We start from the raw sequence: 22,297 nt of genomic DNA, 5'->3' as shown, positions 1-22,297 counted from the left end.
CGCACCAGCCTGCCAGATCGTCACCCGACTCGATGGTCGATATAGCACCAACGCCAACTCTCACCGGGTTCAGCCGATCGCATGACGGGATGACCCGACTGGTGAAAGTGCTTGGTGGCATGCTGATGCGGACTCGAGTCACAGCAACCGACGTGGCCGCACGTCAGGCACATCCGCAGATGCGCCCAGTTGTGCTCGCCGAGTTCTTCGCATTCCTGGCATTGCCCGGGGGTCAACGGCTGCGGATCGTCGACCGCCGCATCGAGGTGTTCGCAGGTACGAGGCGCCGGATTGTGCTCTCGCCGGCGTGTTCTCCTCAACATGTTGATCAAGGATAGGCACGGCACACGAAGGAGGAACGACAACGTGGGTGCCTCACTCCTGGCGGCGCTGGTCGCCGCGGTTCTGCTGGCCGCTGTGGCCCGCCGCTTCGACGTCTCGGCTCCGCTGGCGCTGGTGGTGGCCGGGCTGGCCGGCAGCGCGTTACCCGGCTTCCACGACGTACACCTGGATCCCGACCTGGTGCTCTTCGTGATCCTGCCGCCGCTGCTGTGGTCGGCGGGGTTGGAGAGCAGCTACGTGGCGCTGCGCCGCAACATCCGCCCCATCGGGTTCCTGGCCGTCGGGCTTCCGCTGGCCACGACGTTCGTCGTCGGCGTCGTCGCGTTCCACACCGTGCCCGAACTCACGATCGCCGCGGCGCTGACCCTGGGCGCGATCGTGGCCCCGCCCGACGCGGTGTCGGCCACCGCGGTCGGCCGCAGACTCGGCCTGCCCCGGCGCACCATGACGCTGCTCGGCGGGGAAAGCCTGCTCAACGACGCCACCGCCCTGACCGCCTACAAGGTGGCTCTCGGCGCCGCGATCGGCACCGCCGCCACCTGGAGCAGCGGGTTGGGCACGTTCGCCCTGGCCGCGGTCGGCGGCGTGGTGGTGGGCTGGGTGATCGGCATGGTCGTGCACTTCATCCGCACGCGGCTGGACGATCCACTGGTCGAGAGCGCGATCGGGCTGGTGGCACCGTTCTTCATCTACCTGCTGGCCGAGGAGATCCACGGCTCGGGCGTGATCGCCGTGGTCGTGGCCGCGCTGCTGCTGGGCCAGCGAGATGCCCAGGCCAGCTACGCCACGCGGCTGCAGGACAAGGCCGTGTGGAAGGCACTGCAGCTGATCCTGGAATCGTTCGCGTTCCTGTTGATCGGGCTGCAGCTGCCGAAGGTGATCAGCGAGCTGGCGGGGATCTCGGCGGCCACTCTGGCCATCTCGTCGGCCGCCGTGTTCACGACGGTGATCGCGGTCCGGATGGTGTGGGTATATGCCACCACGTATCTGCCGCGACTGTTGTCCAAACGGATCCGCGAACACGAACCCGAACCGTCACGGGCCCAGGTGTTCGTCGTCGCCTGGGCCGGCATGCGCGGCGTCGTGTCGCTGGCCGCGGCATTCGGTGTCCCGGCCACCACGCTGGCCGGCGATCCCTTCCCCGGCCGCCCGCAGTTGGTGTTCCTGACCTTCGTCGTCGTGGTGGGGACCCTGCTGCTGCACGGGCTCACGCTGCCGTGGTTCATCCGGGTCCTCGGGGCGCAGGGCGACGAGGCGCACAGCGACGCGATCGCCACGGCCGCCGCCCAGGACAAGGCCGCCCGGGCCGCCGCCGAGCGGCTCGACGAGTTGCTGGCCGAGCAATCGGCCACCACCGACGTGCCTCAGCGCGCCGCCGACGTGTTGCGGGCGTGGAACACCCGGCGGCGCAACGCCGCCTGGGAACGGCTGGGCCGCGGCGAGGACGACATCGGTGAGAGCCCGACGGCAGCCTTCCGCCGGCTGCGACTGGAAATGCTTGCCGCCGAACGAGACACGTTCATCGCCGAACGCGATGCCGGACACATCGACGACGAAGTGCTGCGTACTGTGCTGCATGGGCTCGATCTGGAAGAGGCGACACTGAACCGTGATTAGGCGTTTGACGTGGCTGGCCGTGCTGGTCGTGGTCGTCTCCGGTGGACTGCTGGGCCTGCTGAGCGGAAGCGACGCCGCCTCGCAATCGCCGGTGTCCGTTCCGGCCGATGCCGAATCGGCGCGGGCCGACGCCCTGCGGACCGAGTTCCCCGGCGGGGATCAGGTGCCGGCCATCCTGGTGGTGACCCGTACCGACGGCGGCGAGCTCACCATGACCGACGTCGACGCCACCGCCGATGCGCGCAACCGGATGACCGACGCGCCCGGCCCGCCGTTGGTGGTTTCCGACGACGGCAAGGCCGCGGTGGCCACCGTGCCGCTGAAGGCCGACCTGTCCGGTTTCGGGCTCAACGACGCCGTGAAGGAACTGCGCGCGACCGCGGCCGACGGCCTGCCCGCCGAACTGCGGGCCGAGATCACCGGTGGCCCGGCGTTCGGTGCCGACATCGCCAATTCCTTTGCCGGAGCTAACATCACACTGCTGGCGGTGACCGCGGCGGTGGTGGCGCTCCTGCTCATCATCACCTATCGCTCGCCGGTGCTATGGCTGGTGCCGCTGCTGGTGATCGCCTTTGCCGACCGCGTGGGCTCGGTCGTCGGGACCGCCGTGGCCTCCGGATCAGGCCTCAGCCCGGACGGCTCGACATCCGGCATCACGAGCGTGCTGGTTTTCGGCGCAGGCACCAACTACGCACTGCTGTTGATCTCGCGGTACCGCGAGGAGCTCGGACGGTACGAGCAGCACCGCGAAGCCCTGGTGGTTGCGGTGCGCGCCGCAGCACCGGCGATCGTGGCCAGTAATGCCACCGTCGTATTGGCCCTGCTGACACTGTTGTTCGCGTCCGCGCCCAGCAACCGCAGCCTCGGCGTGCAGGCCGCGTCCGGTCTGGTGGTCGCCGCGATCTTCGTCCTGGTCGTGTTGCCGCCACTGCTCGCCCTGTGCGGCAAGCGGCTGTTCTGGCCGTTCATCCCCAAGCTCGGCGCCACACCGTTGACCGAAACCGGTGTTTGGCACCGGATTGCGGACTCGGTGGCGCGCAAACCCGCCCGCGTCGCGGTGGCCTCGCTGGCCGGCCTGGCCGTGCTGTGCACCGCCCTGCTGGCCACACCGATCGGACTGACCCAGACTGAGCAGTTCCGGGTCAAGGCCGAATCGGTGACCGGCTACCAGACCTTGGCCGCTCATTTCCCGAGTGGCCTGACCGACCCCACCCGCGTCATCGCCTCCACCGCCAAGGCCGGCGCGGTACAGCGGGCGATCACCGACACACCCGGCGTCGTCTCCGCCGCTCCGGCGGGTCAGTCACCGACCGGCCTGACGCAGTGGTCGGTGGTGCTCAAGGCCGAACCTGCCTCCGGCGAAGCATTCGAAACCATTGACGCCCTCCGCGATTCGGTCCGATCCGCGGACTCGACCGCAGTCGTGGGCGGGGCCGACGCGCAGGCCAGGGATACCGCGGCGGCGGCCCAGCGCGACCGGCTCGTGGTGATCCCCGCGATCCTGGCGGTGGTACTTGCCGTGCTCTACCTGCTGCTGCGCTCAGTGCTCGCACCGCTGGTGCTCGTCGGCGTTACGGTGCTCAGCGCGCTGGCCGCGCTCGGCCTGGGCGGCTGGGCCAGTGTGCACGTATTCGGTTTCCCGGCGCTGGACAACAGCACCCCGCTGTTCGCGTTCCTGTTCCTGGTGGCCCTCGGCGTGGATTACACGATCTTCCTGGTGACGCGGGCCCGCGAGGAGACCCCGGAACACGGCACCCGGCAAGGCGTCGTGCGCGCGGTGTCGGCCACCGGAGCGGTGATCACGAGTGCCGGTGTGCTGCTGGCGGCGGTGTTCTGTGTGCTGGGCGTGCTGCCGCTGATCGTGCTGACCCAGCTCGGGATCATCGTCGGGCTGGGCATCCTGCTGGACACCTTCGTGGTGCGCACGGTGATCATCCCGGCACTGTTCACATTGATCGGCCCACGGATCTGGTGGCCGGGTTTGCGGGCTGAGCGCTAGCTTGGCAGCTGTGCAGGAATTGCGACTGCCCACGAAACTCGGCCGGATCCGCGTCGAGGTCCGGGGTGACGGCGAAACCATCTTGTTCTGGCCCAGCCTGCTGATGACCGGCCGAATGTGGACCGCACAGGCGCAGGAGTTCGAGCCCGATCATCGGGTGATCCTGGTCGACCCGCCTGGCCATGGAGACAGCGAAAAGCTCACCGCACCATTCAGTTTCGCCGACTGCGCCGATACCGTCGCCGACATACTCGACGGTGTGGGCGTCGAACGCGCCCACTTCGTCGGCAACTCGTGGGGCGGAATGATCGGCGGGACGTTCGCGGCCTCGTATCCGGACCGCATCGGCCGGGCCGTGCTGATGAACTGCACGGCGTCGGCAGCCGGGATGCGGCAGAAGGTCGAGTACGGCCTCCTGTTGCAGATGGCCAGAGCGCTCGGCGGCATCCGCGGCCCACTCACCAGGTCGGTGCTGTCGGCTTTTCTGGGCCCGACCACGTTTCGCACACGTCCAGAGGTGGTCGCCTTCGTGCGGGACGCGACGCACCGGGTCGACGTTGATTCCGCCGCGTGGGCGGTGAAGAGCGTGGTGCCGCGCCGCCCGGACCAGCGGGCGTTGCTCGCGCGGGTGAGCGCACCGGCACTCGTGGTCGCCGGCGACGAAGACGCGACGTTTCCGATCGAGGAGACCATCGCGATGGCCGACGCCATCCCCGCGGCCGAGGTGACCGTGCTCGACGGAGTCGCCCACCTGGCGGCGCTGGAGAACCCACGCCTTGTCAACACGTTGATCAGGGAGTTCTTCGCCCGCGGGTAGCGTCGTGGCATGAGTGCGCCGATTACGCTGCCGCCAGTACACATGCGGCGCAACGCCTTCGACCCGACACCCGAACTGGGTGCGATCCGCGCGGACGACGGCGTGCGCACCGTGATCAGCGCGCTCGGCAACCCGGTGTACCTGATCACCCGACACGAGGACGTCAAGGCGGTGTTGGGTGACCACGAGCGGTTTTCCAACAGCAGGCCGCCGGGTTTCACCCTGCCCGGGGCTCCTGAGATGTCCGACGAAGAGCTGGCCAGCGCTCGCGCAGGCAATCTGTTGGGCCTCGACCCGCCTGAACACCAGCGACTACGCCGCATGCTCACCGCGGAGTTCACCATCCGCCGGATGAAACGGCTCGAACCACGCATCGTCGAGATCATCGAAGCCCGACTCGATGCGATGGCCGCGGCCGGCCCGCCATCGGACCTGGTGGCCGATTTCGCGCTCCCCATTCCCTCATTGGTGATCTGTGAACTCCTCGGGGTGCCCTACGAGGACCGCGACGACTTCCAGCACCGCTCGACACTCCAGCTCGACCTGTCCCTGCCCATTGCGGAACGCCTTGCGCTGCAACGGCAGAGCCGTGACTACATGCGCGGCCTGGTCGGGCGGGCCCGCCAGAATCCGGGCGAGGACATCCTCGGGATGCTGATCCGCGACCACGGCGCGGAACTGAGCGACGACGAACTCGTCGGCATCGCCGGATTGCTGCTGCTCGCCGGACACGAGACCACGTCGAACATGCTGGGCCTCGGTGTCCTGGCGCTGCTGCGCCACCCCGAACAGTTGGCCGCGGTACGCGACGACCCGGACGCCGTCGGCCCGGCCGTCGAGGAACTCCTGCGCTGGCTGTCCATCGTGCAGAACGCCATCCCGCGCTTCACCACCACCGACGTCGAGGTGGCCGGCGTGCGGATTCCCGCGGGCGAGTTGGTCTTTGCCTCACTGCCCGCCGGCAACCGCGACCCCGCTTTCATCGACAGCCCTGACACGCTCGACGTCCGCCGAGGCGCACCCGGTCATCTGGCCTTCGGCCACGGCGTGCACCACTGCCTCGGCGCCCCACTGGCCCGCATGGAGATGCGGATCGCCTTCCCGGCGCTGCTGCGGCGGTTCCCTGCCCTGGCCCTCGCGGAACCGTTCGAAGCCGTGCAGTACCGGTCTTTTCACTTCATCTACGGGCTCAAATCGTTGGCGGTAACGTGGTGAGTGCCATGAAAGTAGAAGCAGATCAGGACGCCTGCATCGCATCGGGCAACTGCGTGATGATCTCCGACGTCATCTTCGACCAAGACGAGGACGGCGTGGTCGAAGTCCTCGTCGACGAGGTGCCCGACGATCAGATCGATCAAGCGCGCCAGGCCGTCAAGCTATGCCCCGCGTCGGCATTGAAACTCACCGGGGAGTGACGCGGGCGGTACCACCGCCCAGAAGCCGAACATACATTCGTTTCTGCCATGGGCTACCGACGCACCGAGATGAATCCGACGGGACTACTCGGAAGGCTCCCGCTCCCCGTGCAGGTCGATCACCCCAGCCCGGATCAGGATCAGGACACTGACGGCAAGCACCCACAGCGGGAAGGCCAGCACGATCCACATGCTGACATTGCCTGCGATCAGAAGCCCCACTGCGACAAGGTAGGTCGTGTACACGAGCGGGCGCGGCATCAAGCCCGTCTTCAGCCAGATCGTCGCCAGCGACATCATGAACACGGCGGCCATCCGGACGCCGTAAGTCTTGCTCAGCGCCATCAGCACCATCTGCCCGAATGTCGCGACGTGGCTGTAGGCGTCGGCGTCGGAAATCCCGGCCCGGCTGGCGATCAGCCCGGCACCGACGGCTGATGAAACGAACATCATCGCCAAGAACAGGATTCCGCTGCCGAGGAACACCGACGAGAAGAACCGGTCCTCGTAGCGGCCGAAGCCGTCACGCACCACCCCGATGAACCACAGGAACGCGATACCGGCGAACGGCATCAACACCGATGCCACGCGCAATCGCGTGGTCGCGCCGTCGATCCATTGCGAACCGGGCTCGGCCCCCTCGGGCAGCGCCGTGCGGATCAGGACCAGGGCCACCCCGAACAGCACGGCGAACAGTACGCCCGCCAAGGCAGCCGCCCGTGGCGTCGACAGACGGTGCAGGTGTTGTTGAACCACCGCGCCATCGTGACACGACTCAGGGTTGACCGGGCAGCAATCTGAGCATCAGGCCGTTGGCCTCGGCGAGCAGGTTCTCGTCGGGGTCACGCAGTTCGGCGTTCACAAATGCCTTGCGGCCCTCGGCCTCACGTACCCAGCCACGCGCGGTCAGCTCGGTGTCGATGGGCGTGACCTTGCGGTAGTCCACATGTAGGAACGCGGTGCGACTGATCGGCCGGCCGGCGGCATGGATCACCATGCCGAACACCGAATCGAACAGCAGCGGCAGCACACCACCGTGCACCGCATAGTTGCCGCCGACGTGGAACCGGCTGAACTCGACCTTCAATTCGACGCCGTCGGGCTCGAACTTCGCCACGGTGAACGGCGGCATCAGCAGACTGCCGACACCCGGCAGGGACGGCACCCGGTTGGCCGGGCCGACGCCCTCGGCCGCCTCATAGGGTCCGAGCAGCTTGACGAGCTCTTCGACTCGGTCAGCCGCGTCGTCCCAGGTGTCGCTGTCCGGGTTGGCCGACACGGCCAGATCCTGCGCCCGGCGCATCGCGGTCAGGAAACGCGCGAAACCCGGTCCGGGATCGGCCGATTCGAATACCGGGAATCCGCCGTGCTGTTCGAAGACCGATGGCCGCTCGTCCGTCACTTGGCGGCCAGGATGTCACGACGCACGATCGTCTGCTCGCGGCCCGGACCCACACCGATGCACGAAACATGCGCGCCGGCAAGCTCTTCCAGTCGCAGCACATAGTCCTGAGCCTTGGCGGGCAGATCCGAGAACTCACGGGCGGCGGAGATGTCCTCCCACCAACCGGGCAGCTCCTCGTAGATCGGCTCGGCGCGGGCGATGTCGGACTGCGTCATCGGCATCTCGTTGGTGCGCTTGCCGTCCACCTTGTAGCCGACGCACACCGGCACGGTCTCCAGGCTGGACAGGACGTCGAGCTTGGTCAGGAAGTAGTCGGTGATGCCGTTGACCCGCGTGGCGTACCGCGCGATCACCGCGTCGAACCAGCCACAGCGCCGGGCCCGGCCGGTGGTCACTCCGACCTCACCGCCGGTCTTGGCCAGATAGGCACCGTGCTCGTCGAACAGCTCGGTCGGGAACGGACCGGACCCGACACGAGTGGTGTAGGCCTTGAGGATTCCCAGCACCGTGGTGATCCGCGTCGGGCCGATCCCGGAGCCGACGGCGGCGCCGCCCGCGGTCGGGTTCGACGAGGTGACGAACGGATAGGTGCCGTGGTCGACGTCGAGCAGGGTGCCCTGCGACCCTTCCAGCAGCACGGTCTCGCCCTTTTCCAGCGCCTGGTTGAGCAGCAGCCGGGCATCGGCGATGCGGTGCTTGAAGCCTTCGGCCTGAGTCAGCAGGTTCTCAAGAACCTCGGCCGGTTCGAGCGCCTTGCGGTTGTAGATCTTGACCAGCACCTGGTTCTTGAATTCCAGTGCGCCCTCGATCTTTTCGGCCAGCAACTGCTCGTCGAGCACGTCGGCGACCCGGATGCCGATGCGGGCAATCTTGTCCTGGTAGCAGGGACCGATGCCGCGGCCGGTGGTGCCGATCTTCTTGCTGCCGGCGTATCGCTCGACCACCTTGTCGATGGCGACGTGATACGGCATGAGCAGGTGGGCGTCGGCGGAGATCAGCAGGCCCGAGGTGTCGACGCCGCGGTCTTCCAGGCCCTGGAGCTCGGTGAGCAGCACACCCGGATCGACCACCACGCCGTTGCCGATGACGTTGGTGACCCCTGGTGTCAGGATGCCCGAAGGGATCAGGTGCAGTGCGAAGTTCTCTCCGGTGGGCAGTACGACGGTATGACCGGCGTTGTTACCCCCCTGGTAGCGAACCACCCACTGCACGCGTCCACCGAGCAGATCGGTGGCTTTACCTTTGCCCTCGTCACCCCATTGGGCGCCGATGAGGACGATTGCCGGCATGGCGTAATCTCCCGCCTAATCTTCCGCACTAGTGTGATGCAGCCGGTAGGTCACCTTATCCCAGCTCACGCCAGGAACACATTTGTCTGACCGCAAGGAGCAGTTTTGACCACCTCAGACGGGGTTGCGGTGGTCGGCACTACGCCCGTTCCGCGCCCGCTCCGCAACCTGCCGAGGGTTGATGTCGAGGACCTCGGCACACCCCGCAGACTGGTCGTGACCGGCGGTGAAGCCGAGCTGGCAGCCGTGCTCAGCGCGTTGCTGCGCGCCGACCGGCTCGACATCGAGGTCGCTGCGGCCACCGGCAGCTGGTCGGCTCGCCGCGCCCTCAGGGCCCCCGCCCGGCGTGTCCCGCTGATCCGCGACGAGACGGGAACAGTGCTGGTCAGCGCGGCGCAATGGCGTGGACCCGAGGGGGGACCTCTCGAGGGTGAAGCCATCGTCGACGACATCGTGCTGTTCGACGGCGAGGCGCCGGGTGTCCGGGTCGAGCCGACGCTGAGCATGCCGGGACTGCGCGCGAGCGTGCTGTCGGACCGGGGCCGACCGCGCCGGTGGGTGGCCGGACGCGCCGCACAACTGGGCACTCCGGGTGCGCAGGTGATCCGCGACGGCGTGCCCGCGCCGCGGACCGTCCGGCGCTCGACGTTCTACCGGCACACCGAGGGTTGGCTGCGCGTCGGCTGAGCTGCGCCCAAGGGGCGGCTGAGCCCCGCCGGATTGCCGTAGCGTCGAATCGTGAACATCCGCCCGCTGCATCAGTCGGTCCGGCCGAGCCCGGTATTCCTGGCCGTCGTCGCGCTCGCCGCCGCGGGTGGGGTGGTGGCCTGGCTCGCGGCCGACAACGTCAAGCCGCTGTCCTACGTCGGCGTTTTCATCCTGGTCATCGCAGGCTGGCTGGTGTCGCTGTGCCTGCATGAATTCGGCCATGCCTTCACCGCGTGGCGGTTCGGGGACCACGACGTCGCGGTCCGCGGGTATCTGACGCTGAACCCGTTCAAGTACTCCCATCCGCTGCTGTCGCTGGGATTTCCGGTGCTCGTCATCGCCCTCGGCGGCATCGGGCTGCCCGGTGGGGCGGTCTATGTCCGCACGTCCTGGATGACGGCTCGGCAAAAAACCCTGGTCAGTCTGGCCGGCCCGGCGGCCAACCTGGTGCTGGCGGTCCTGCTGCTCGGCGTCACCCGAATCTTCTTCGACCCGACCCACAGCGTGTTCTGGTCCGGCTTGGCTTTCCTGGGGTTCCTGCAGGTCACCGCGGTAGTGCTGAACCTGCTTCCGGTCCCCGGGCTGGACGGCTACGGCGCACTGGAACCGCACCTGAGCCCCGACACCCAACGGGCGCTCGCGCCGGCCAAACAATGGGGCCTGTTCATCCTGCTGATCCTGCTGTTCACGCCGACGCTCAACCGCTGGTTCTTCTCGGTGGTGTTCTGGTTCGTCGACCTCTCCGGCGTGCCCAGCCAGCTGGTGTCGATCGGCAGCCAGCTGACCCGGTTCTGGTCCGCCTGGCTCTGACGCTTGCCACATATGCGTATTTCCGCATATATTTCGAGACATGGGTGCCGGCCACGATCACAGCCACAGCAGCGATACCCGCGTCAGCAGGATGATCATCGCCGCGGCGATCCTCAGTGCGTTCTTCGTCCTCGAGTTGGTCACCGCACTGCTGATCAACTCGATCGCCCTGCTCGCCGACGCCGGCCACATGCTCACCGACCTGGTCGCGATGTTCATGGGGTTGACCGCGGTACTGCTGGCCAAGCGCGGTAGCTCGTCGCCGGCCCGCACCTACGGTTGGCACCGCGCGGAGGTGTTCACCGCCGTGGCCAATGCCGCCCTCCTGCTGGGTGTGGCGGCCTTCATCCTGTACGAGGCGTTCGAACGGCTCGGCAACGCGCCTGAGGTTCCTGGCGTGCCGATGATCGTCGTCGCGCTTGCCGGATTGGCCGCCAACGCCGTCGTGGTGATGCTGCTGCGCTCGCAGTCCAAGGACAGCCTGGCGGTCAAGGGCGCGTACATGGAGGTCATGGCCGACACCGTCGGCAGCATCGGCGTCCTGATCGCCGGCATCGTCACCGTCACCACCGGCTGGCCCTACGCCGACGTGGTGGTCGCGGTCCTGGTCGCCCTGTGGGTGCTGCCCCGGGCCATCGCGCTGGCCCGCGCCGCGCTGCGGATCCTCAGCGAATCGTCGCCGCAGCACATCGACGTGAACGAGTTGCGGGCTGCGCTCGAATCGGTGGACGACGTGACCGAGGTGCACGACCTGCACGTGTGGACGCTCGTGCCCGGCAAGGACATGGTCACCGCGCACCTGACCAGCAGCGCCGACACCGCCCGGGTGCTCGACGACGCCCGCGCGGTGTTGAACGCGCGCGGGCTGGCACACGCCACCGTGCAGGTGGAGCCGCCCACCTCCGCCGAAGACTGCTCCTGCGAGGCGAAGGACTGAGTGAGGCTCAGGCCAGGCCGAGCTCGCCGCGCGCGGACGGATCGCAGTCGTCGAGCAGATCGAGGCACCGCTGGAACTCGTCGGTCTCGCCGATGTCGTCGGCGGCCCGGGCCAGCGCGGCCACACACCGCAGGAAGCCCTGATTCGGCTCATGAGCGAACGGCACCGGGCCGAAACCCTTCCAGCCGTTGCGGCGCAACTGATCGAGCCCGCGGTGATATCCGGTGCGGGCGTAGGCATATGCGGTGACGGCCTTGTCGTCCGCGAGCGCCTTCTCCGCCAGCACCGCCCAGGCGATCGACGCCGACGGGTGGGCAGCGGCCACCACGGCAGCCTTCTCCCCCGCAGCCAATTCGTCCTCGGCCTCAGGGTCCCCGGGAAGGAGCACCGGATCCGGCCCCAACAAATCACCCATCCGTGTCATGGGCCTATTGTGCACCGACCGATAAGCTCCACCGGTACCGACGTACGGGAGGACCGCAGCAGGGATGTCGAACCCAACGGGACCTGACGAGCAGGCTGGACCACCCACCGATCACAGTGATACGCCGACCGAGCAGGTCAAGCTACCGCGGATGTCAGACGTGACCGAGCCGGCGACCGAGATCATCGGCTCGGCCGACGAGGTCACCGAGGCGGTGGCGCGCAGCGAAGAGCGGCGTTTCACCGCGCCCTCCGGATTCGACGCCGGGTCGACCCAGAAGATCGACACCCCTCCCGACCCCGAGACCGAGGTCTTCGCACCGCCCGCCGAGGGTGACACCGTCGCCGCCGAGGTCCCGAAAGGTGCAGCCCCACAAGTCATCCCGCCGCGCGAGGAACAGGAACAGAAGCCTCAGCCCGCTGCCCGCCGGAGCTGGGGGTGGGTGGTCGCGGTCGTGCTGGTGATCGCGGCACTGGTGGCGATCGCGGTGCTCGGCACCGTCCTGCTGACCCGCAAGTCGTCGTCGGCCGCCTCCCAGGAGGACGACGTCCGCGAGACCATCCAGAACTTCGACTCGGCCATCCAGCGCGGCGACCTGTCCGCCCTGCGGTCGATGACCTGCGGCACCACCAGCGACAACTATGTCAAGTACGACCAGAAGGCCTGGGATGAGACCCACGCCCGGGTGGCCGCCGCCAAGCAGTACCCCGTGGTGGCGAGCATTGACCAGGTGGTCGTCAACGGCGACCACGCCGAAGCCAACGTCACCAGCTTCATGGCGTTCGCCCCGCAAACCCGCTCGACCCGCAGCTTCGACCTCCAGTTCCGCGACAATCAGTGGAAGATCTGCCAGGCGCCCACCGGTTAACCTGATCGGGTGACGCTGCGCGGACCCAGGCTCTGGTTGGCATTGTGTGCGCTCGGCGCGGTCGTCGTCGTCGGCCTGGCCGCCCTGCTGGTCCGGGATCCGGACTCCGTGCTCGACGTCCTACCCGGCAAACGCGTGGCCTTTCCCGAGCTCAACCGCGCCACACTCGATCCGGCCCAGGCACGCATCGTCGACGTGCTGCAGGCGCAGTACCGGGACCAGCCCGGTGGCAGCCATTTCTCCGAGGGCATCGAGGAGCCGTGGTGCGCCGACTTCGTCAGCTGGGTGCTCAACGAGGCGGGGCAGCCGCTGACCAACCCGAATTCGGGGAGCTGGCGGATCCCGGGCGTCTACACGTTGCAGGAGTACTACCAGTCCGCAGGCCGTTTCGCCGAAGCGAACGGTTTACCGGCCGCACACCGGTGACGTGGTGATGTACGCCGACGGCAGCCCACTCGGGTTGCACACGAATTTCGTTGTGGCCGCGGATGACAACGCGATCACCACGGTCGGCGGCAACGAGGAGGGCGGCATCCGCGTGCACACCCTCGACGACGCCGAGATCGCGGGCATCCTCGGGTACGGCCGGCTGCCCGGCTGAACCGCTAGGCGCCGGTGACGCTGCGCCCGGCGCTGTGCAGGTCGTTGCAGGCCTCGATGACGCGCTCTGACATCGACGCCTCGGCCTTCTTCAGGTAGCTGCGCGGGTCGTAGACCTTCTTGTTCCCGACCTCGCCGTCGATCTTGAGCACCCCGTCGTAGTTGGTGAACATGTGCGCGGCGAGCGGGCGCGTGAAGGCGTACTGGGTGTCGGTGTCGACGTTCATCTTCACCACGCCGTACTTGAGGGAATCCTCGATCTCGGACTTCAGCGAACCCGAGCCGCCGTGGAACACGAAGTCGAAAGGCTTTGCGTCACTGCCCAATCCGAGCTTGGCGGCGGCAACGCGCTGCCCCTCGGCCAGTACCTCGGGCTTGAGCACCACATTGCCGGGCTTGTACACGCCGTGCACGTTGCCGAACGTCGCGGCCAGCAGGTATGCCCCCTGCTCGCCGGCGCCCAGCGCGTCGATCGTCTTCTCGAAATCCTCCGAGGAGGTGTAGAGCTTCTCGTTGATCTCGGCCTCGACCCCGTCCTCTTCACCGCCGACGACACCGATCTCCACCTCGAGGACGATCTTGGCCGCTGCCGCGAGCTTCAGCAGTTCCTGGGCGATGGTCAGGTTCTCGTCGATCGGGACCGCCGAGCCGTCCCACATGTGCGACTGGAACAGCGGGTTGCGGCCCGCGGCGACCCGCTCGGCCGAGATGGCCAGCAGCGGCCGCACGTAGGTGTCCAGCTTGTCCTTCGGACAGTGGTCGGTGTGCAGGGCCACCGTGATCGGGTACTTGTCGGCGATCACATGGGCGAACTCGGCCAGCGCGACGGCGCCGGTCACCATTTCCTTGACCCCCAGCCCGGAGGCGAACTCGGCACCACCGGTCGAGAACTGGATGATCCCGTCACTACCTGCATCGGCAAAACCTTTGATGGCGGCATTGATCGTCTCCGACGACGTGCAGTTGATGGCCGGGAACGCGAACGAATGCTCCTTGGCCCGGCCCAGCATCTCGGCGTAGACCTCAGGCGTGGCGATCGGCATGGCTTGTCCTTCCATCTGGACGCGGGTTATCGCAGGTGAAGACCGGTGGTGGGGCCCAGGTACCCTAGGGAGTCGTGATCGACATCGCCCTCCCTGAGGCTACGACCAATCTGGCACTCATGCCGGATTTCATGGATCCGCTCCATCTCATCGGATCTTTCGGCACCTGGGCCCTGGTGGGCATCCTGGTCGTCGTCTTCGTCGAGTCCGGGGTGCTGTTCCCCGTCCTGCCGGGCGACTCGCTGCTGTTCGTCGCCGGCATGCTCGCGGCGGGCACCGCCGCTCAGGGAACCGCCGTGAACGCCAACTTCGCGCTCTGGCAGCTGCTGGTGTTCATCCCGCTCGCAGCGATCCTCGGCGGCCAGGTCGGCTACTTCATCGGCCGGTTCATCGGCGTCGAGATGTTCAAGCCCGACGCCCGGGTGCTGAAGCAGAAGTACCTCGACGAGGCCCACGCATTCTTCGAGCAGCGCGGCCCGTTCGCGATCGTCATCGCCCGCTTCGTGCCGATCGTGCGCACCCTGGCACCGATCGTCGCCGGCGCCGCCAAGATGCGCTATTCGGTGTTCACCACGTTCAACGTCCTTGGCGCGATCGTGTGGGGCGTCGGCCTCGTCCTGCTCGGCTATTGGCTGGGTCAGTTCGAGATCATCCAGAAGCTCCTCGAGCCGATCTTCATCCTGATCGTCGTGGCCTCGGTGGCCCCGATGTTCTTCGAGTGGCTCAAGCGCCGCCGCGCCGCCAAGAAGGCCGCTGCCGAGCAGGTGTAGCCGCGAGCTACCCGAGACCCAGCGCGGCGGCGAGTTCGCGTAGCGCCGGACACGGGTCGGCCGTGGGGTTCTCCCCGAGTGCCTGCACGACGACATGATCGGCGCCGGCATCCAGGTGCGCGGTGACCACCGCGGCTGCCTGCTCAACCGAACCCAGCCCGACGAGACGACGCGCCAGCCGGTCCGAGCCGCCGCGAACCAGGTCGGATTCGTCGAAACCCTGGCGCAGCCACGAGTTCCGGTAGTTGGGCAGCCCGCTGTAGACCTCGAGGTGCTGGTGCGCCCGGGCCAGTTGATCGGCGTCGTCACCGCCGATGGCGACGGCCTGCTCGGACACCACCCAGCGGTCCGGCCCCAGGATCTCGCGCGTCGTCGCGGTGTGCTCGGGCGTGACCAGATAAGGGTGTGCACCGTCGGCGTGTGTGCCGGACAGTTCGATCATCTTCGGTCCGAGTGCGGCCACCAGCCGGGGCGGGCGTCCGACCCCGGGTTCGATCTGCTCGGGCACCGCGGCCATGCGCTCCAGGTAGGTGCGCATCGTGGCCAGCGGCTTGGCGTACGTGCCGCCCAGGCCGCGCTCCACCAGAGGCCCGTGGCTGACACCCAACCCGAGTACGAACCGTCCCGGGTGGAGCGCGGTCAAGGTCCGGGCTCCGGATTCGGCCGCCGACGGCACCCGGACGTGGATGTTGGCGATGCCGGTACCCACCACGAGCCGCTCCGTGGCGGCCAGGAACGCCGCCGACTGGGTCAGCGCCTCTTTGCCGACCACCTCGGGCAGGAACAGCGAACCGAAGCCGAGCGCCTCGATCTCCCGCGCCACCTGCTGCGCGTCCGGCATCGACCAGGTGTCGCTGGCCCACCACACGCCGATTCGGCTCGGGAAATCGATCCTGGCTCGTGTCACTGACCGCTCCTCAATTCACTCGGTTCGTTGTGTTCGTGATGGATGCGTCCGCCGGTTTCGGTCAGCGGCTTGCCGCTGCCGCCCCAGCGTTGGGCGATGATCTCCGCTGCGATCGACACCGCCGTCTCCTCCGGTGTCCTGGCGCCCAGGTCCAACCCTATGGGGCTGGACAATCTGGCGAGTTCTGCCTCGGTCAGGCCGATCTCGCGCAGTCGGGCCATCCGGTCTTCATGTGTGCGCCGTGACCCCATGGCGCCGATGTAGCCGATCGCGGGCAGTCGCAACGCCACCTCGAGCAGTGGCACGTCGAACTTCGGGTCGTGCGTGAGCAGGCAGACGACGGTACGGCCGTCGATCGCACCTTCGGCGGCCTGCGCGGCCAGGTAGCGGTTGGGCCAGTCGACGACGACCTCGTCGGCGGTCGGGAACCGGGCAGCGGTGGCGAACACCGGGCGCGCGTCGCACACCGTGACCCGGTAGCCGAGCAGGGACCCCTGCCGCGCCACGGCGGCCGCGAAGTCGATCGCGCCGAACACCAGCATCCGGGGCCGCGGCGCGAAGCTCGCGACGAAGACGTCCATGCCCTCACCGCGCCGCTCGCCGTCCGGTCCGAACGTCAATACCCCGCTGCGGCCGGCGTCGAGCAGACCCCGGGCGTCGTCGGTGACCGCGCCGTCCGCGCGAGCGGAGCCGAGGGTGCCGGTCACCTCGTCGGGCCGGATCACCAGGCGCCGGCCGATCCAGGTGGGATCGGGATGCGCGATGACGGTCGCGGTCGCGGCGGGTTGATGGGCCTCGATGTCGCCGACGAGTGCTTCCAGCTCCGGGAAGGTCTGCCGCGACACGGGCTCTACGTACACGTCGAGCACACCGCCGCAGGTCAGTCCCACGGCGAAGGCGTCGTCGTCGCTGACTCCGTAACGCTGCAGCGCCGGTTTGCCCGCGGCGACCACCTCGCCGGCCAGTTCGTATACCGCGCCTTCGACGCAACCGCCCGAGACCGACCCGGTCACCGTGCCGTCGGGGGCCACCACCATCGAGGCCCCGGCGGGCCGCGGCGCGGAGCGGAACGTGCGCACCACGGTCGCCATGCCCGCCGTGCCACCGGCACGCCAGACCGCCAGCAGCTCGGCGAGCACATCTCTCACGATGCTTAACCTAGCCCTCGCTGAGCACCCGCTCAGTGCGGGGCCGCCGCCGGACTCACTCGGCCAGTGTGTGCGCGGCTTCCATCAACATCCAGCCCGAAATCTGGACCGACAGGTCACGTTCGGGGATCGCCGACGCGTTGACCGCGCCGTCGACGAACTGCGCTTGCTGCCCTTCTGCCCCCGGCACCTCGGCGGTCTGGTCCCAGAACGCCCCGAACAGCGGCAGCCCGTCGACCGACTGACGGTTGTCCCAGGCCGCCTGCGCGGATTTGAGCACGAGCGAGCGCGCCGTATCGCGCGCGGCATCGTCGTCGGCACTGTCCCCCGGAAGCGTGTTCGCCACCAGCGCCAGGTACCGCGCCGTGACCCCGTTGAACAGGCCGCCGTCGCCGCCACCTGCGCCCTTGATGACCCCGTCGGTGGACATTTCCTTGGCGACCGCAGCCACCAGGCGACGCACCCGTTCGGCGTGCCGGGTGTCCTCGGTACGCACCGCCAGTTCGACCTCCAGCCCCAGCACCACGCCCTGGCAGTAGGTGTACTGCGCGCGCACCATCGAGCCGGCCTTGATGCCGTCGAACACCAGGTGGGTTTCCGGATCGATCAGGGTGTCGTCGATCCAGTCGGCCATCTGCTGGGCGCGGCGCAACCGGTCGTCATACCGGGCCAGGAAGATCCCGGCCGGACCGTTGGCCGGGGCGTTGAAGAACTGGTCTTGCTTGCGCCACGGGATCCCGCCGCCGTCCTCGGGCACCCACGCATCGACGAACTGCGCGCAAAGCTTCTTGAGCGCACCGGATTTCTCGACGCCGACCAGCCGCCCGGCCCGTTCGAGGGCCAGCGCCAGCCAGGCCATGTCGTCGTAGTAGCTGTTGGTCCACGACAGGTTGTTGCGGATGTGGTGCGCCCGGATCTGCCGTTCGATACGGGTTTTCCGCTCGGGCCGCGGGTCACGCACCTGCGCGTCGACCAGGGTGTCCAGAAGGTGTGCCTGCCACCAGTAATGCCAGGTTCCGAACTGTCGGTACTTCTTGGTCGCCGGCCAGGCCACCACGCCGAGCTGGGTGCCCGGCAGACCCCAGAGCTTTTTCAGGTGCCGTTGGGTGATCGCAGCTTCGGCGCTGGCCGCACGGTTAGCCCATAGCTGATCCATGCAGACGATCCTGCCTTACCAGGCCTTCGAATTGTCGGCATGTCGAACAGTTTTCCGGCTCACCACCCGGCCGTCGTGCAAGACCAGTAGCCGTTCCGGATGGCCGGCCACCGCTTCTGCGGGGTTCGCCGCGGCGATCACCACCAGGTCAGCTCGGTTGCGGGGAGCCAAGCCGTAATCGGCGAGCCCGAGGGCGGCGGCTGCCGAATCGGTAACCAGTGACGCCGCATACCCGAGTTCCTCATCGGACATCAGGCCGCCTTCCAGGCCGATGATCGTGGCGCGTTCGAGCATGTCGCCGGTGCCGTATGACCACCAGGCGTCGCGGATGTTGTCCGAGCCGGCGAACACCAGCACGCCGTTGTCACGCAGCCGCAGAACCGGCGGCATGGTTCCGGCCGGGCCGTTGGTCATCACCGAAACCCCGGCAGTGGCCAGCGCCGTCGCCGTCCGGTCGACCGCGGCCTCGTCGACCTGCCCGAGGCAATACGCGTGACTGACGGTCACTTTGCCGCGCAGCCCAAGGGTTTTCGTCCGCTCGGCGATCGCATGGAGTTGCCGGACGCCGAGGTCGCCGCCGTCGTGCAGGTGGATGTCGATACCCGCCCCGTGCCGTTCGGCCAAACCGAACACCACGTCGAGCTGACCGTCGACATCCCCGTCGAACCCGGCGGGGTCGAGTCCGCCGATCAGATCGGCCCCTTCGGTCAGGGCCGCGTCGAGCAGATCGGGCACACCGGGGGCGGTGACGACGCCGCTCTGCGGGAATGCCACCAATTGGATACTCAGCTTGTCCCGCAGGGATTCCCGCACCTCCAGCAGCTGATGCAGGCCGTCGAGCTTCACATCGGGGTCGATGTCGACGTGCGACCGGACGTGCCCCGTGCCCAGCGACACCATGTGCTCGGCCAACGCGGTCGCGCGGGTCGTGACGGGAACCCCGATCCGGGCGCGCAATTCGCGTTCGTCGGCGATGCGGTCCCGCAGCGACCCTGAGGCGCGGTGCGGCCGCCACGGTGTCCCCCAGAAGGTCTTGTCCAAATGGCAGTGGCCGTCGACGAATGCGGGCAACACCAGGGCACCACCGCAGTCGACGACGTGCGGGCCGGGTGGTGTCGAAACCGCCTGCCGGTGATCGGTTATCGCGCTGACCTGTCCTTCGCGCAGCGTGACATCGTCCCGACGCCCGTCGGGCAGCACCACGTCGATGAGCGCGTCGATCTCCTGGCCGGTCATGACAGCTCCGAGGTGAGCGGTTGCGGTGGGTTCGCGAAAATGCCTCGGTTCCAGGGTAACCGGGCACCGAGCAGGCCGTCGACGCTGAACCGGCCCGCGCCGGTGACGATCAGCAGCAGCATCGGCGCCGCCAGGGCGAGCACCAGCTCGAATCCGCCCTTGGCGACGAACAACCCGTGCCCCGTGTGGGCGATCAGGAACGCGCCGACCATGGTGGCGAACAACAGAGCCGCCCAGACCGGTGTGGCCAGGCCGATGATCAACCCGATGCCGCCGACGAACTCGATGGTGGCCGCAAGCACTGCCGACGCCTCGGGGGCCGGGGCACCCATGGTCGCGAATCCCTGCTGGGTTGCGGCGATCCCGTTGGTGACGAACTTCTGCCAGCCGTGGGCCACGAAGATCACGCCCAGCCCTACGCGGGCCAACAGGATCAGGATGTTTCGGACGGTCATGCTAAAAGTGCTCCCTTTCTTGGGTTTTCATCGTGAGCGCAGGATGGCTGCCACCTGAACCTGGCCGAGTCGCTCGGCGTTGTCCAGCGCGGTGCGCCCGGACCCGTCGCGAATCGACTGATCCGCCCCCGCGTCAAGCAGCGCGCGCACCACGTGCTGGTACCTGACGGATCCGTCGCCGTACACGATGGCTTCGTGCAACGCCGTCCATTGCGGCTTGTTGACGTGGTTCACGTCGACGCCGGCGGCGATAAGTCTGCGCACCGTGCTGACATGTCCGTGCTCGCTCGCGGGAATCAGTGCGGTCCCGCCGTAGCGGTTGACGCTGCGCACGTCGGCCCCGTGCGACAGCGTCAGCTCGAGGATGTCATCGAGACCCTCGGCGCCGGCGTAGAGATAGGCAGAGTCCTGCAGGTCGTCCTTGGCATTGACGTCGGCACCGGCCTCGATCAACGCCCGCGCGGCGTCGGTGGCACCGTTCTTGGTGGCCGCGACAAGCGGCGTGCGTCCGCGTTCGTCGCGCACCTCGAGGTCGGCGCCGCGCCCGATCAGGTCGCGCACCTGGGCTACATCGTTGTTCGAGGCCGCCGTCAGCAGATCCGGACCAGGTACGGGCGCCACGGTGGTGGCGACAGTCGCGACGTCCGGGGACGTGCAACCTGCAGCGGTCGCCGCCATCACGGACAGCGCGGCAGCAGCGCAGCTGAGGACACGAAGGGAACCAGGCATGTTTCCAACCTGCCGGGCTTGATCCATAGTGTCCAAGACGCAGTTCTCATCACCGCGATAGGCAATGCCTATAGATTGAGCCGATGGAGCTGCGACACCTGCGCTACCTGCTGGCCGTCGCCGATCACGGCAACTTCACCAGGGCGGCCGAGGCCCTGCATGTGTCACAACCCACCCTGTCGCAGCAGATCAAACAGCTGGAACGGGAGGTCGGCACCACCCTCCTCGATCGCTCCGGGCGCTCGGTACGGCTGACCGACGCCGGCGAGGCCTACGCCCAGCACGGACGTCTGGCGTTGCAAGACCTCGATGCCGCCGAGCGGGCAGTCCATGACGTGCACGACCTGAGCCGCGGCCACCTTCGGATCGCGATGACGCCGACCATCACCGCCTACCTGATCGGCCCACTGGTGCGGCAGTTCCATGCCGCGCATCCCGGTGTCACCCTCACGGTCATCGAGACCACCCAGGATCTGCTCGAAGCGGACCTGCTCGCCGACCGCATCGACCTGGGCATCGCCTTCGCGGGCCACCACGCTGCGGGGGTGACTGCATCGGCGCTCTTCACCGAGACCCTCAGCCTCGTCGTGGGCGCCGCCCATCCCCTCCATCCGCGCGCCACCGCGTTCGCGATCGCGGATCTGCCCTCCCAACCCTTGGCCTTGCTCAGCCGAGATTTCGCGACGCGCAACTACATCGACGAGTTCTTCGCCGCCCAGAACGTCACGCCCCACATCGCGATCGAGGCGAACTCCATCAGCGCATTGATCGAATTCGTGCGCCTCGGCACGCTCGCCACGGTGTTGCCGGACGCGATCACGCAGGCACAGGCCGACCTTCACCCGATCCGGCCCGATCCCCCGCTGCCGTCACGCGACGTCGTGCTCCTGCACCGTTCGGCGGGGTATCAGTCCGCGGCCGCGCGAGCTTTCAGCGCGATCGCGGATCGCTACTCCAATCATCGGGAACCATAGACACCACCTATCGGTCCGATGGAAACTAAGTATTGGACGCTATAGCGATTCGCGCGCAAGGTAGTTGGCATGTACGACCTTGCCGAGGGCATCGCCCTGTTCCAGCGCGACACGTTTCCCGCGAAGGCCGACCTGTTCGCCCACCTCGCCACCACGCACCGCCCGCACACGCTGTTCATCGGTTGCTCCGATGCCCGCGTGGTCCCGGAGTTGATCACCGGCAGTGAACCGGGCGAGCTGTTCGTCATACGTACCGCGGGCAACCTGGTGCCGGCCTACCACCCAGCCGCGGACGGCATCGCCGCCAGCGTCGAATACGCCGTGTCGGCGCTGGGTGTGTCCCGCATCGTGGTGTGCGGTCATTCCGGCTGCGGCGCGATGACCGCGCTGGCCGAGAACCACGACCTGAGCGCCATGCCGACCACAGCCCAATGGCTGCGCCAAGCCGGCAACGATCGGCCGAATTCAACTCAACCCGTTGATACAGACAAGGTTTCACACCTTGTGCACGAGAACGTACGTGCACAGGTGGCGAACCTCGCCACCCATCCCGCCGTGGCCCGGGCCCTTGCCGCCCACGCCGTCACGCTGCACGGCTGGGTCTTCGACATCGCCAGCGGCGTGGTGTCCGCTGTCGACAACCCCTGA

At 67.9% G+C, this 22,297-nt stretch carries 24 protein-coding genes and 1 pseudogene; 13 read left to right on the top strand and 12 right to left on the bottom strand.

Annotated features, from left to right (window positions below; genetic code table 11):
• Positions 1 to 20: 20 nt before the first annotated feature.
• Positions 21 to 323, bottom strand: a complete 303-nt coding sequence (locus tag G6N57_RS09475) for a UBP-type zinc finger domain-containing protein (protein WP_077741868.1) — start codon at positions 321 to 323, stop codon at positions 21 to 23.
• Between the two features lie 43 nt (positions 324 to 366).
• Here G6N57_RS09475 and G6N57_RS09470 point away from each other — a divergent pair, with 43 nt between their 5' ends.
• Genes G6N57_RS09470 through G6N57_RS09450 form a run of 5 tightly spaced genes read left to right on the top strand, consistent with a single transcriptional unit; the run spans position 367 to position 6,190 of the window.
• Positions 367 to 1,959 carry a Na+/H+ antiporter gene (locus G6N57_RS09470; protein ID WP_097925800.1) on the top strand — a complete coding sequence of 531 codons (1,593 nt, stop codon included), beginning with the start codon at positions 367 to 369 and terminating at the stop codon, positions 1,957 to 1,959.
• Positions 1,952 to 3,958: an MMPL family transporter gene (locus G6N57_RS09465; protein ID WP_077740219.1), complete on the top strand. Its 2,007-nt coding sequence runs from the start codon at positions 1,952 to 1,954 to the stop codon at positions 3,956 to 3,958. The genes G6N57_RS09470 and G6N57_RS09465 overlap by 8 nt, the downstream gene beginning before the upstream one ends.
• A gap of 10 nt (positions 3,959 to 3,968) precedes the next feature.
• Positions 3,969 to 4,775, top strand: coding sequence for an alpha/beta fold hydrolase (locus G6N57_RS09460; protein ID WP_097925815.1), 807 nt, complete (start codon positions 3,969 to 3,971; stop codon positions 4,773 to 4,775).
• A 9-nt stretch (positions 4,776 to 4,784) separates the two neighbouring features.
• Positions 4,785 to 5,990: a cytochrome P450 gene (locus G6N57_RS09455; RefSeq protein WP_077740217.1), complete on the top strand. Its 1,206-nt coding sequence runs from the start codon at positions 4,785 to 4,787 to the stop codon at positions 5,988 to 5,990.
• 5 nt (positions 5,991 to 5,995) lie between these two features.
• Entirely contained in the window at positions 5,996 to 6,190 is a 195-nt protein-coding gene (locus G6N57_RS09450) for a ferredoxin (protein WP_077740216.1), read from the top strand.
• 84 nt (positions 6,191 to 6,274) lie between these two features.
• On the opposite strand, the gene G6N57_RS09445 is transcribed toward G6N57_RS09450, so the two are convergent.
• Genes G6N57_RS09445 through G6N57_RS09435 form a run of 3 tightly spaced genes read right to left on the bottom strand, consistent with a single transcriptional unit; the run spans position 6,275 to position 8,884 of the window.
• The gene (locus tag G6N57_RS09445; RefSeq protein WP_077741866.1) at positions 6,275 to 6,922 is read right to left on the bottom strand and encodes a hypothetical protein; all 648 of its coding nucleotides are present in this window, start codon (positions 6,920 to 6,922) and stop codon (positions 6,275 to 6,277) included.
• 43 nt (positions 6,923 to 6,965) lie between these two features.
• Positions 6,966 to 7,592: a PaaI family thioesterase gene (locus G6N57_RS09440; protein ID WP_077740215.1), complete on the bottom strand. Its 627-nt coding sequence runs from the start codon at positions 7,590 to 7,592 to the stop codon at positions 6,966 to 6,968.
• Positions 7,589 to 8,884 carry an adenylosuccinate synthase gene (locus G6N57_RS09435; RefSeq protein WP_077740214.1) on the bottom strand — a complete coding sequence of 432 codons (1,296 nt, stop codon included), beginning with the start codon at positions 8,882 to 8,884 and terminating at the stop codon, positions 7,589 to 7,591. Before G6N57_RS09435 ends, G6N57_RS09440 begins: the two co-directional genes overlap by 4 nt.
• A gap of 105 nt (positions 8,885 to 8,989) precedes the next feature.
• Between G6N57_RS09435 and G6N57_RS09430 the strand changes: the two genes are divergently transcribed.
• From G6N57_RS09430 to G6N57_RS09420, 3 genes are read left to right on the top strand one after another with little or no spacing between them, the layout of a single operon-like run.
• A complete protein-coding gene (locus tag G6N57_RS09430; RefSeq protein ID WP_077740213.1) occupies positions 8,990 to 9,571 on the top strand; it encodes a hypothetical protein in 582 nt (193 codons plus the stop codon).
• Positions 9,572 to 9,622: 51 nt separating this feature from the next.
• Positions 9,623 to 10,402: a site-2 protease family protein gene (locus G6N57_RS09425; RefSeq protein ID WP_077740212.1), complete on the top strand. Its 780-nt coding sequence runs from the start codon at positions 9,623 to 9,625 to the stop codon at positions 10,400 to 10,402.
• A 40-nt stretch (positions 10,403 to 10,442) separates the two neighbouring features.
• Entirely contained in the window at positions 10,443 to 11,339 is an 897-nt protein-coding gene (locus G6N57_RS09420; protein ID WP_077740211.1) for a cation diffusion facilitator family transporter, read from the top strand.
• A 7-nt stretch (positions 11,340 to 11,346) separates the two neighbouring features.
• On the opposite strand, the gene G6N57_RS09415 is transcribed toward G6N57_RS09420, so the two are convergent.
• The gene (locus tag G6N57_RS09415) at positions 11,347 to 11,763 is read right to left on the bottom strand and encodes a DUF3151 domain-containing protein (RefSeq protein WP_043368170.1); all 417 of its coding nucleotides are present in this window, start codon (positions 11,761 to 11,763) and stop codon (positions 11,347 to 11,349) included.
• Between the two features lie 64 nt (positions 11,764 to 11,827).
• Between G6N57_RS09415 and G6N57_RS09410 the strand changes: the two genes are divergently transcribed.
• A complete protein-coding gene (locus tag G6N57_RS09410) occupies positions 11,828 to 12,631 on the top strand; it encodes an Rv0361 family membrane protein (RefSeq protein WP_077740210.1) in 804 nt (267 codons plus the stop codon).
• A gap of 9 nt (positions 12,632 to 12,640) precedes the next feature.
• Positions 12,641 to 13,232, top strand: a pseudogene (locus G6N57_RS09405) (CHAP domain-containing protein).
• 4 nt (positions 13,233 to 13,236) lie between these two features.
• On the opposite strand, the gene fbaA reads toward G6N57_RS09405, so the two are convergent.
• Complete coding sequence (gene fbaA / locus G6N57_RS09400) at positions 13,237 to 14,274, bottom strand: class II fructose-bisphosphate aldolase (protein ID WP_077741865.1); 1,038 nt, start codon at positions 14,272 to 14,274, stop codon at positions 13,237 to 13,239.
• 119 nt (positions 14,275 to 14,393) lie between these two features.
• Here fbaA and G6N57_RS09395 point away from each other — a divergent pair, with 119 nt between their 5' ends.
• The gene (locus G6N57_RS09395) at positions 14,394 to 15,044 is read left to right on the top strand and encodes a DedA family protein (protein ID WP_407665980.1); all 651 of its coding nucleotides are present in this window, start codon (positions 14,394 to 14,396) and stop codon (positions 15,042 to 15,044) included.
• Between the two features lie 7 nt (positions 15,045 to 15,051).
• Here the strand turns inward: G6N57_RS09395 and G6N57_RS09390 are convergent, their stop codons facing one another.
• Genes G6N57_RS09390 through G6N57_RS09365 form a run of 6 tightly spaced genes read right to left on the bottom strand, consistent with a single transcriptional unit; the run spans position 15,052 to position 20,675 of the window.
• Complete coding sequence (locus G6N57_RS09390) at positions 15,052 to 15,951, bottom strand: LLM class F420-dependent oxidoreductase (protein ID WP_097925797.1); 900 nt, start codon at positions 15,949 to 15,951, stop codon at positions 15,052 to 15,054.
• Positions 15,948 to 17,099, bottom strand: a complete 1,152-nt coding sequence (locus G6N57_RS09385) for an XdhC family protein (RefSeq protein ID WP_077740207.1) — start codon at positions 17,097 to 17,099, stop codon at positions 15,948 to 15,950. Before G6N57_RS09385 ends, G6N57_RS09390 begins: the two co-directional genes overlap by 4 nt.
• A 55-nt stretch (positions 17,100 to 17,154) precedes the next feature.
• Positions 17,155 to 18,255: a glycoside hydrolase family 76 protein gene (locus G6N57_RS09380; RefSeq protein ID WP_077740206.1), complete on the bottom strand. Its 1,101-nt coding sequence runs from the start codon at positions 18,253 to 18,255 to the stop codon at positions 17,155 to 17,157.
• A 15-nt stretch (positions 18,256 to 18,270) separates the two neighbouring features.
• Positions 18,271 to 19,491 (bottom strand): amidohydrolase family protein, encoded by a 1,221-nt coding sequence (locus tag G6N57_RS09375; protein ID WP_077740205.1) that lies wholly within the window; start codon positions 19,489 to 19,491, stop codon positions 18,271 to 18,273.
• On the bottom strand, positions 19,488 to 19,946 hold the full coding sequence (locus G6N57_RS09370) for a DoxX family protein (RefSeq protein ID WP_077740204.1): 459 nt from the start codon (positions 19,944 to 19,946) through the stop codon (positions 19,488 to 19,490). The genes G6N57_RS09375 and G6N57_RS09370 overlap by 4 nt, the downstream gene beginning before the upstream one ends.
• A 27-nt stretch (positions 19,947 to 19,973) precedes the next feature.
• On the bottom strand, positions 19,974 to 20,675 hold the full coding sequence (locus tag G6N57_RS09365) for an ankyrin repeat domain-containing protein (RefSeq protein WP_097925814.1): 702 nt from the start codon (positions 20,673 to 20,675) through the stop codon (positions 19,974 to 19,976).
• 83 nt (positions 20,676 to 20,758) lie between these two features.
• On the opposite strand from G6N57_RS09365, the gene cynR reads away from it, so the two are divergent.
• Together cynR and G6N57_RS09355 are read left to right on the top strand one after the other, a co-directional pair.
• Positions 20,759 to 21,649: a transcriptional regulator CynR gene (gene cynR / locus G6N57_RS09360; RefSeq protein WP_077740202.1), complete on the top strand. Its 891-nt coding sequence runs from the start codon at positions 20,759 to 20,761 to the stop codon at positions 21,647 to 21,649.
• 69 nt (positions 21,650 to 21,718) lie between these two features.
• Positions 21,719 to 22,297 carry a carbonic anhydrase gene (locus G6N57_RS09355; protein ID WP_077740201.1) on the top strand — a complete coding sequence of 193 codons (579 nt, stop codon included), beginning with the start codon at positions 21,719 to 21,721 and terminating at the stop codon, positions 22,295 to 22,297.

The sequence above is a fragment of the Mycolicibacterium boenickei genome (assembly GCF_010731295.1).
GTDB lineage: Bacteria > Actinomycetota > Actinomycetes > Mycobacteriales > Mycobacteriaceae > Mycobacterium > Mycobacterium boenickei.
This window is presented reverse-complemented; position numbering and strand designations above follow the sequence as displayed.

Bases quoted from the DNA above. Each gene is read 5' to 3' on its own strand.
- G6N57_RS09375 (WP_077740205.1), bottom strand. From the start codon at position 19,491: ATGACCGGCCAGGAGATCGACGCGCTCATCGACGTGGTGCTGCCCGAC.
- G6N57_RS09395 (WP_407665980.1), top strand. From the start codon at position 14,394: ATGCCGGATTTCATGGATCCGCTCCATCTCATCGGATCTTTCGGCACC.
- G6N57_RS09420 (WP_077740211.1), top strand. From the start codon at position 10,443: ATGGGTGCCGGCCACGATCACAGCCACAGCAGCGATACCCGCGTCAGC.
- G6N57_RS09380 (WP_077740206.1), bottom strand. From the start codon at position 18,255: ATGGATCAGCTATGGGCTAACCGTGCGGCCAGCGCCGAAGCTGCGATC.
- G6N57_RS09415 (WP_043368170.1), bottom strand. From the start codon at position 11,763: ATGACACGGATGGGTGATTTGTTGGGGCCGGATCCGGTGCTCCTTCCC.
- G6N57_RS09435 (WP_077740214.1), bottom strand. From the start codon at position 8,884: ATGCCGGCAATCGTCCTCATCGGCGCCCAATGGGGTGACGAGGGCAAA.
- G6N57_RS09370 (WP_077740204.1), bottom strand. From the start codon at position 19,946: ATGACCGTCCGAAACATCCTGATCCTGTTGGCCCGCGTAGGGCTGGGC.
- G6N57_RS09450 (WP_077740216.1), top strand. From the start codon at position 5,996: ATGAAAGTAGAAGCAGATCAGGACGCCTGCATCGCATCGGGCAACTGC.
- G6N57_RS09355 (WP_077740201.1), top strand. From the start codon at position 21,719: ATGTACGACCTTGCCGAGGGCATCGCCCTGTTCCAGCGCGACACGTTT.
- fbaA (WP_077741865.1), bottom strand. From the start codon at position 14,274: ATGCCGATCGCCACGCCTGAGGTCTACGCCGAGATGCTGGGCCGGGCC.
- G6N57_RS09410 (WP_077740210.1), top strand. From the start codon at position 11,828: ATGTCGAACCCAACGGGACCTGACGAGCAGGCTGGACCACCCACCGAT.
- G6N57_RS09365 (WP_097925814.1), bottom strand. From the start codon at position 20,675: ATGCCTGGTTCCCTTCGTGTCCTCAGCTGCGCTGCTGCCGCGCTGTCC.
- G6N57_RS09475 (WP_077741868.1), bottom strand. From the start codon at position 323: ATGTTGAGGAGAACACGCCGGCGAGAGCACAATCCGGCGCCTCGTACC.
- G6N57_RS09455 (WP_077740217.1), top strand. From the start codon at position 4,785: ATGAGTGCGCCGATTACGCTGCCGCCAGTACACATGCGGCGCAACGCC.
- cynR (WP_077740202.1), top strand. From the start codon at position 20,759: ATGGAGCTGCGACACCTGCGCTACCTGCTGGCCGTCGCCGATCACGGC.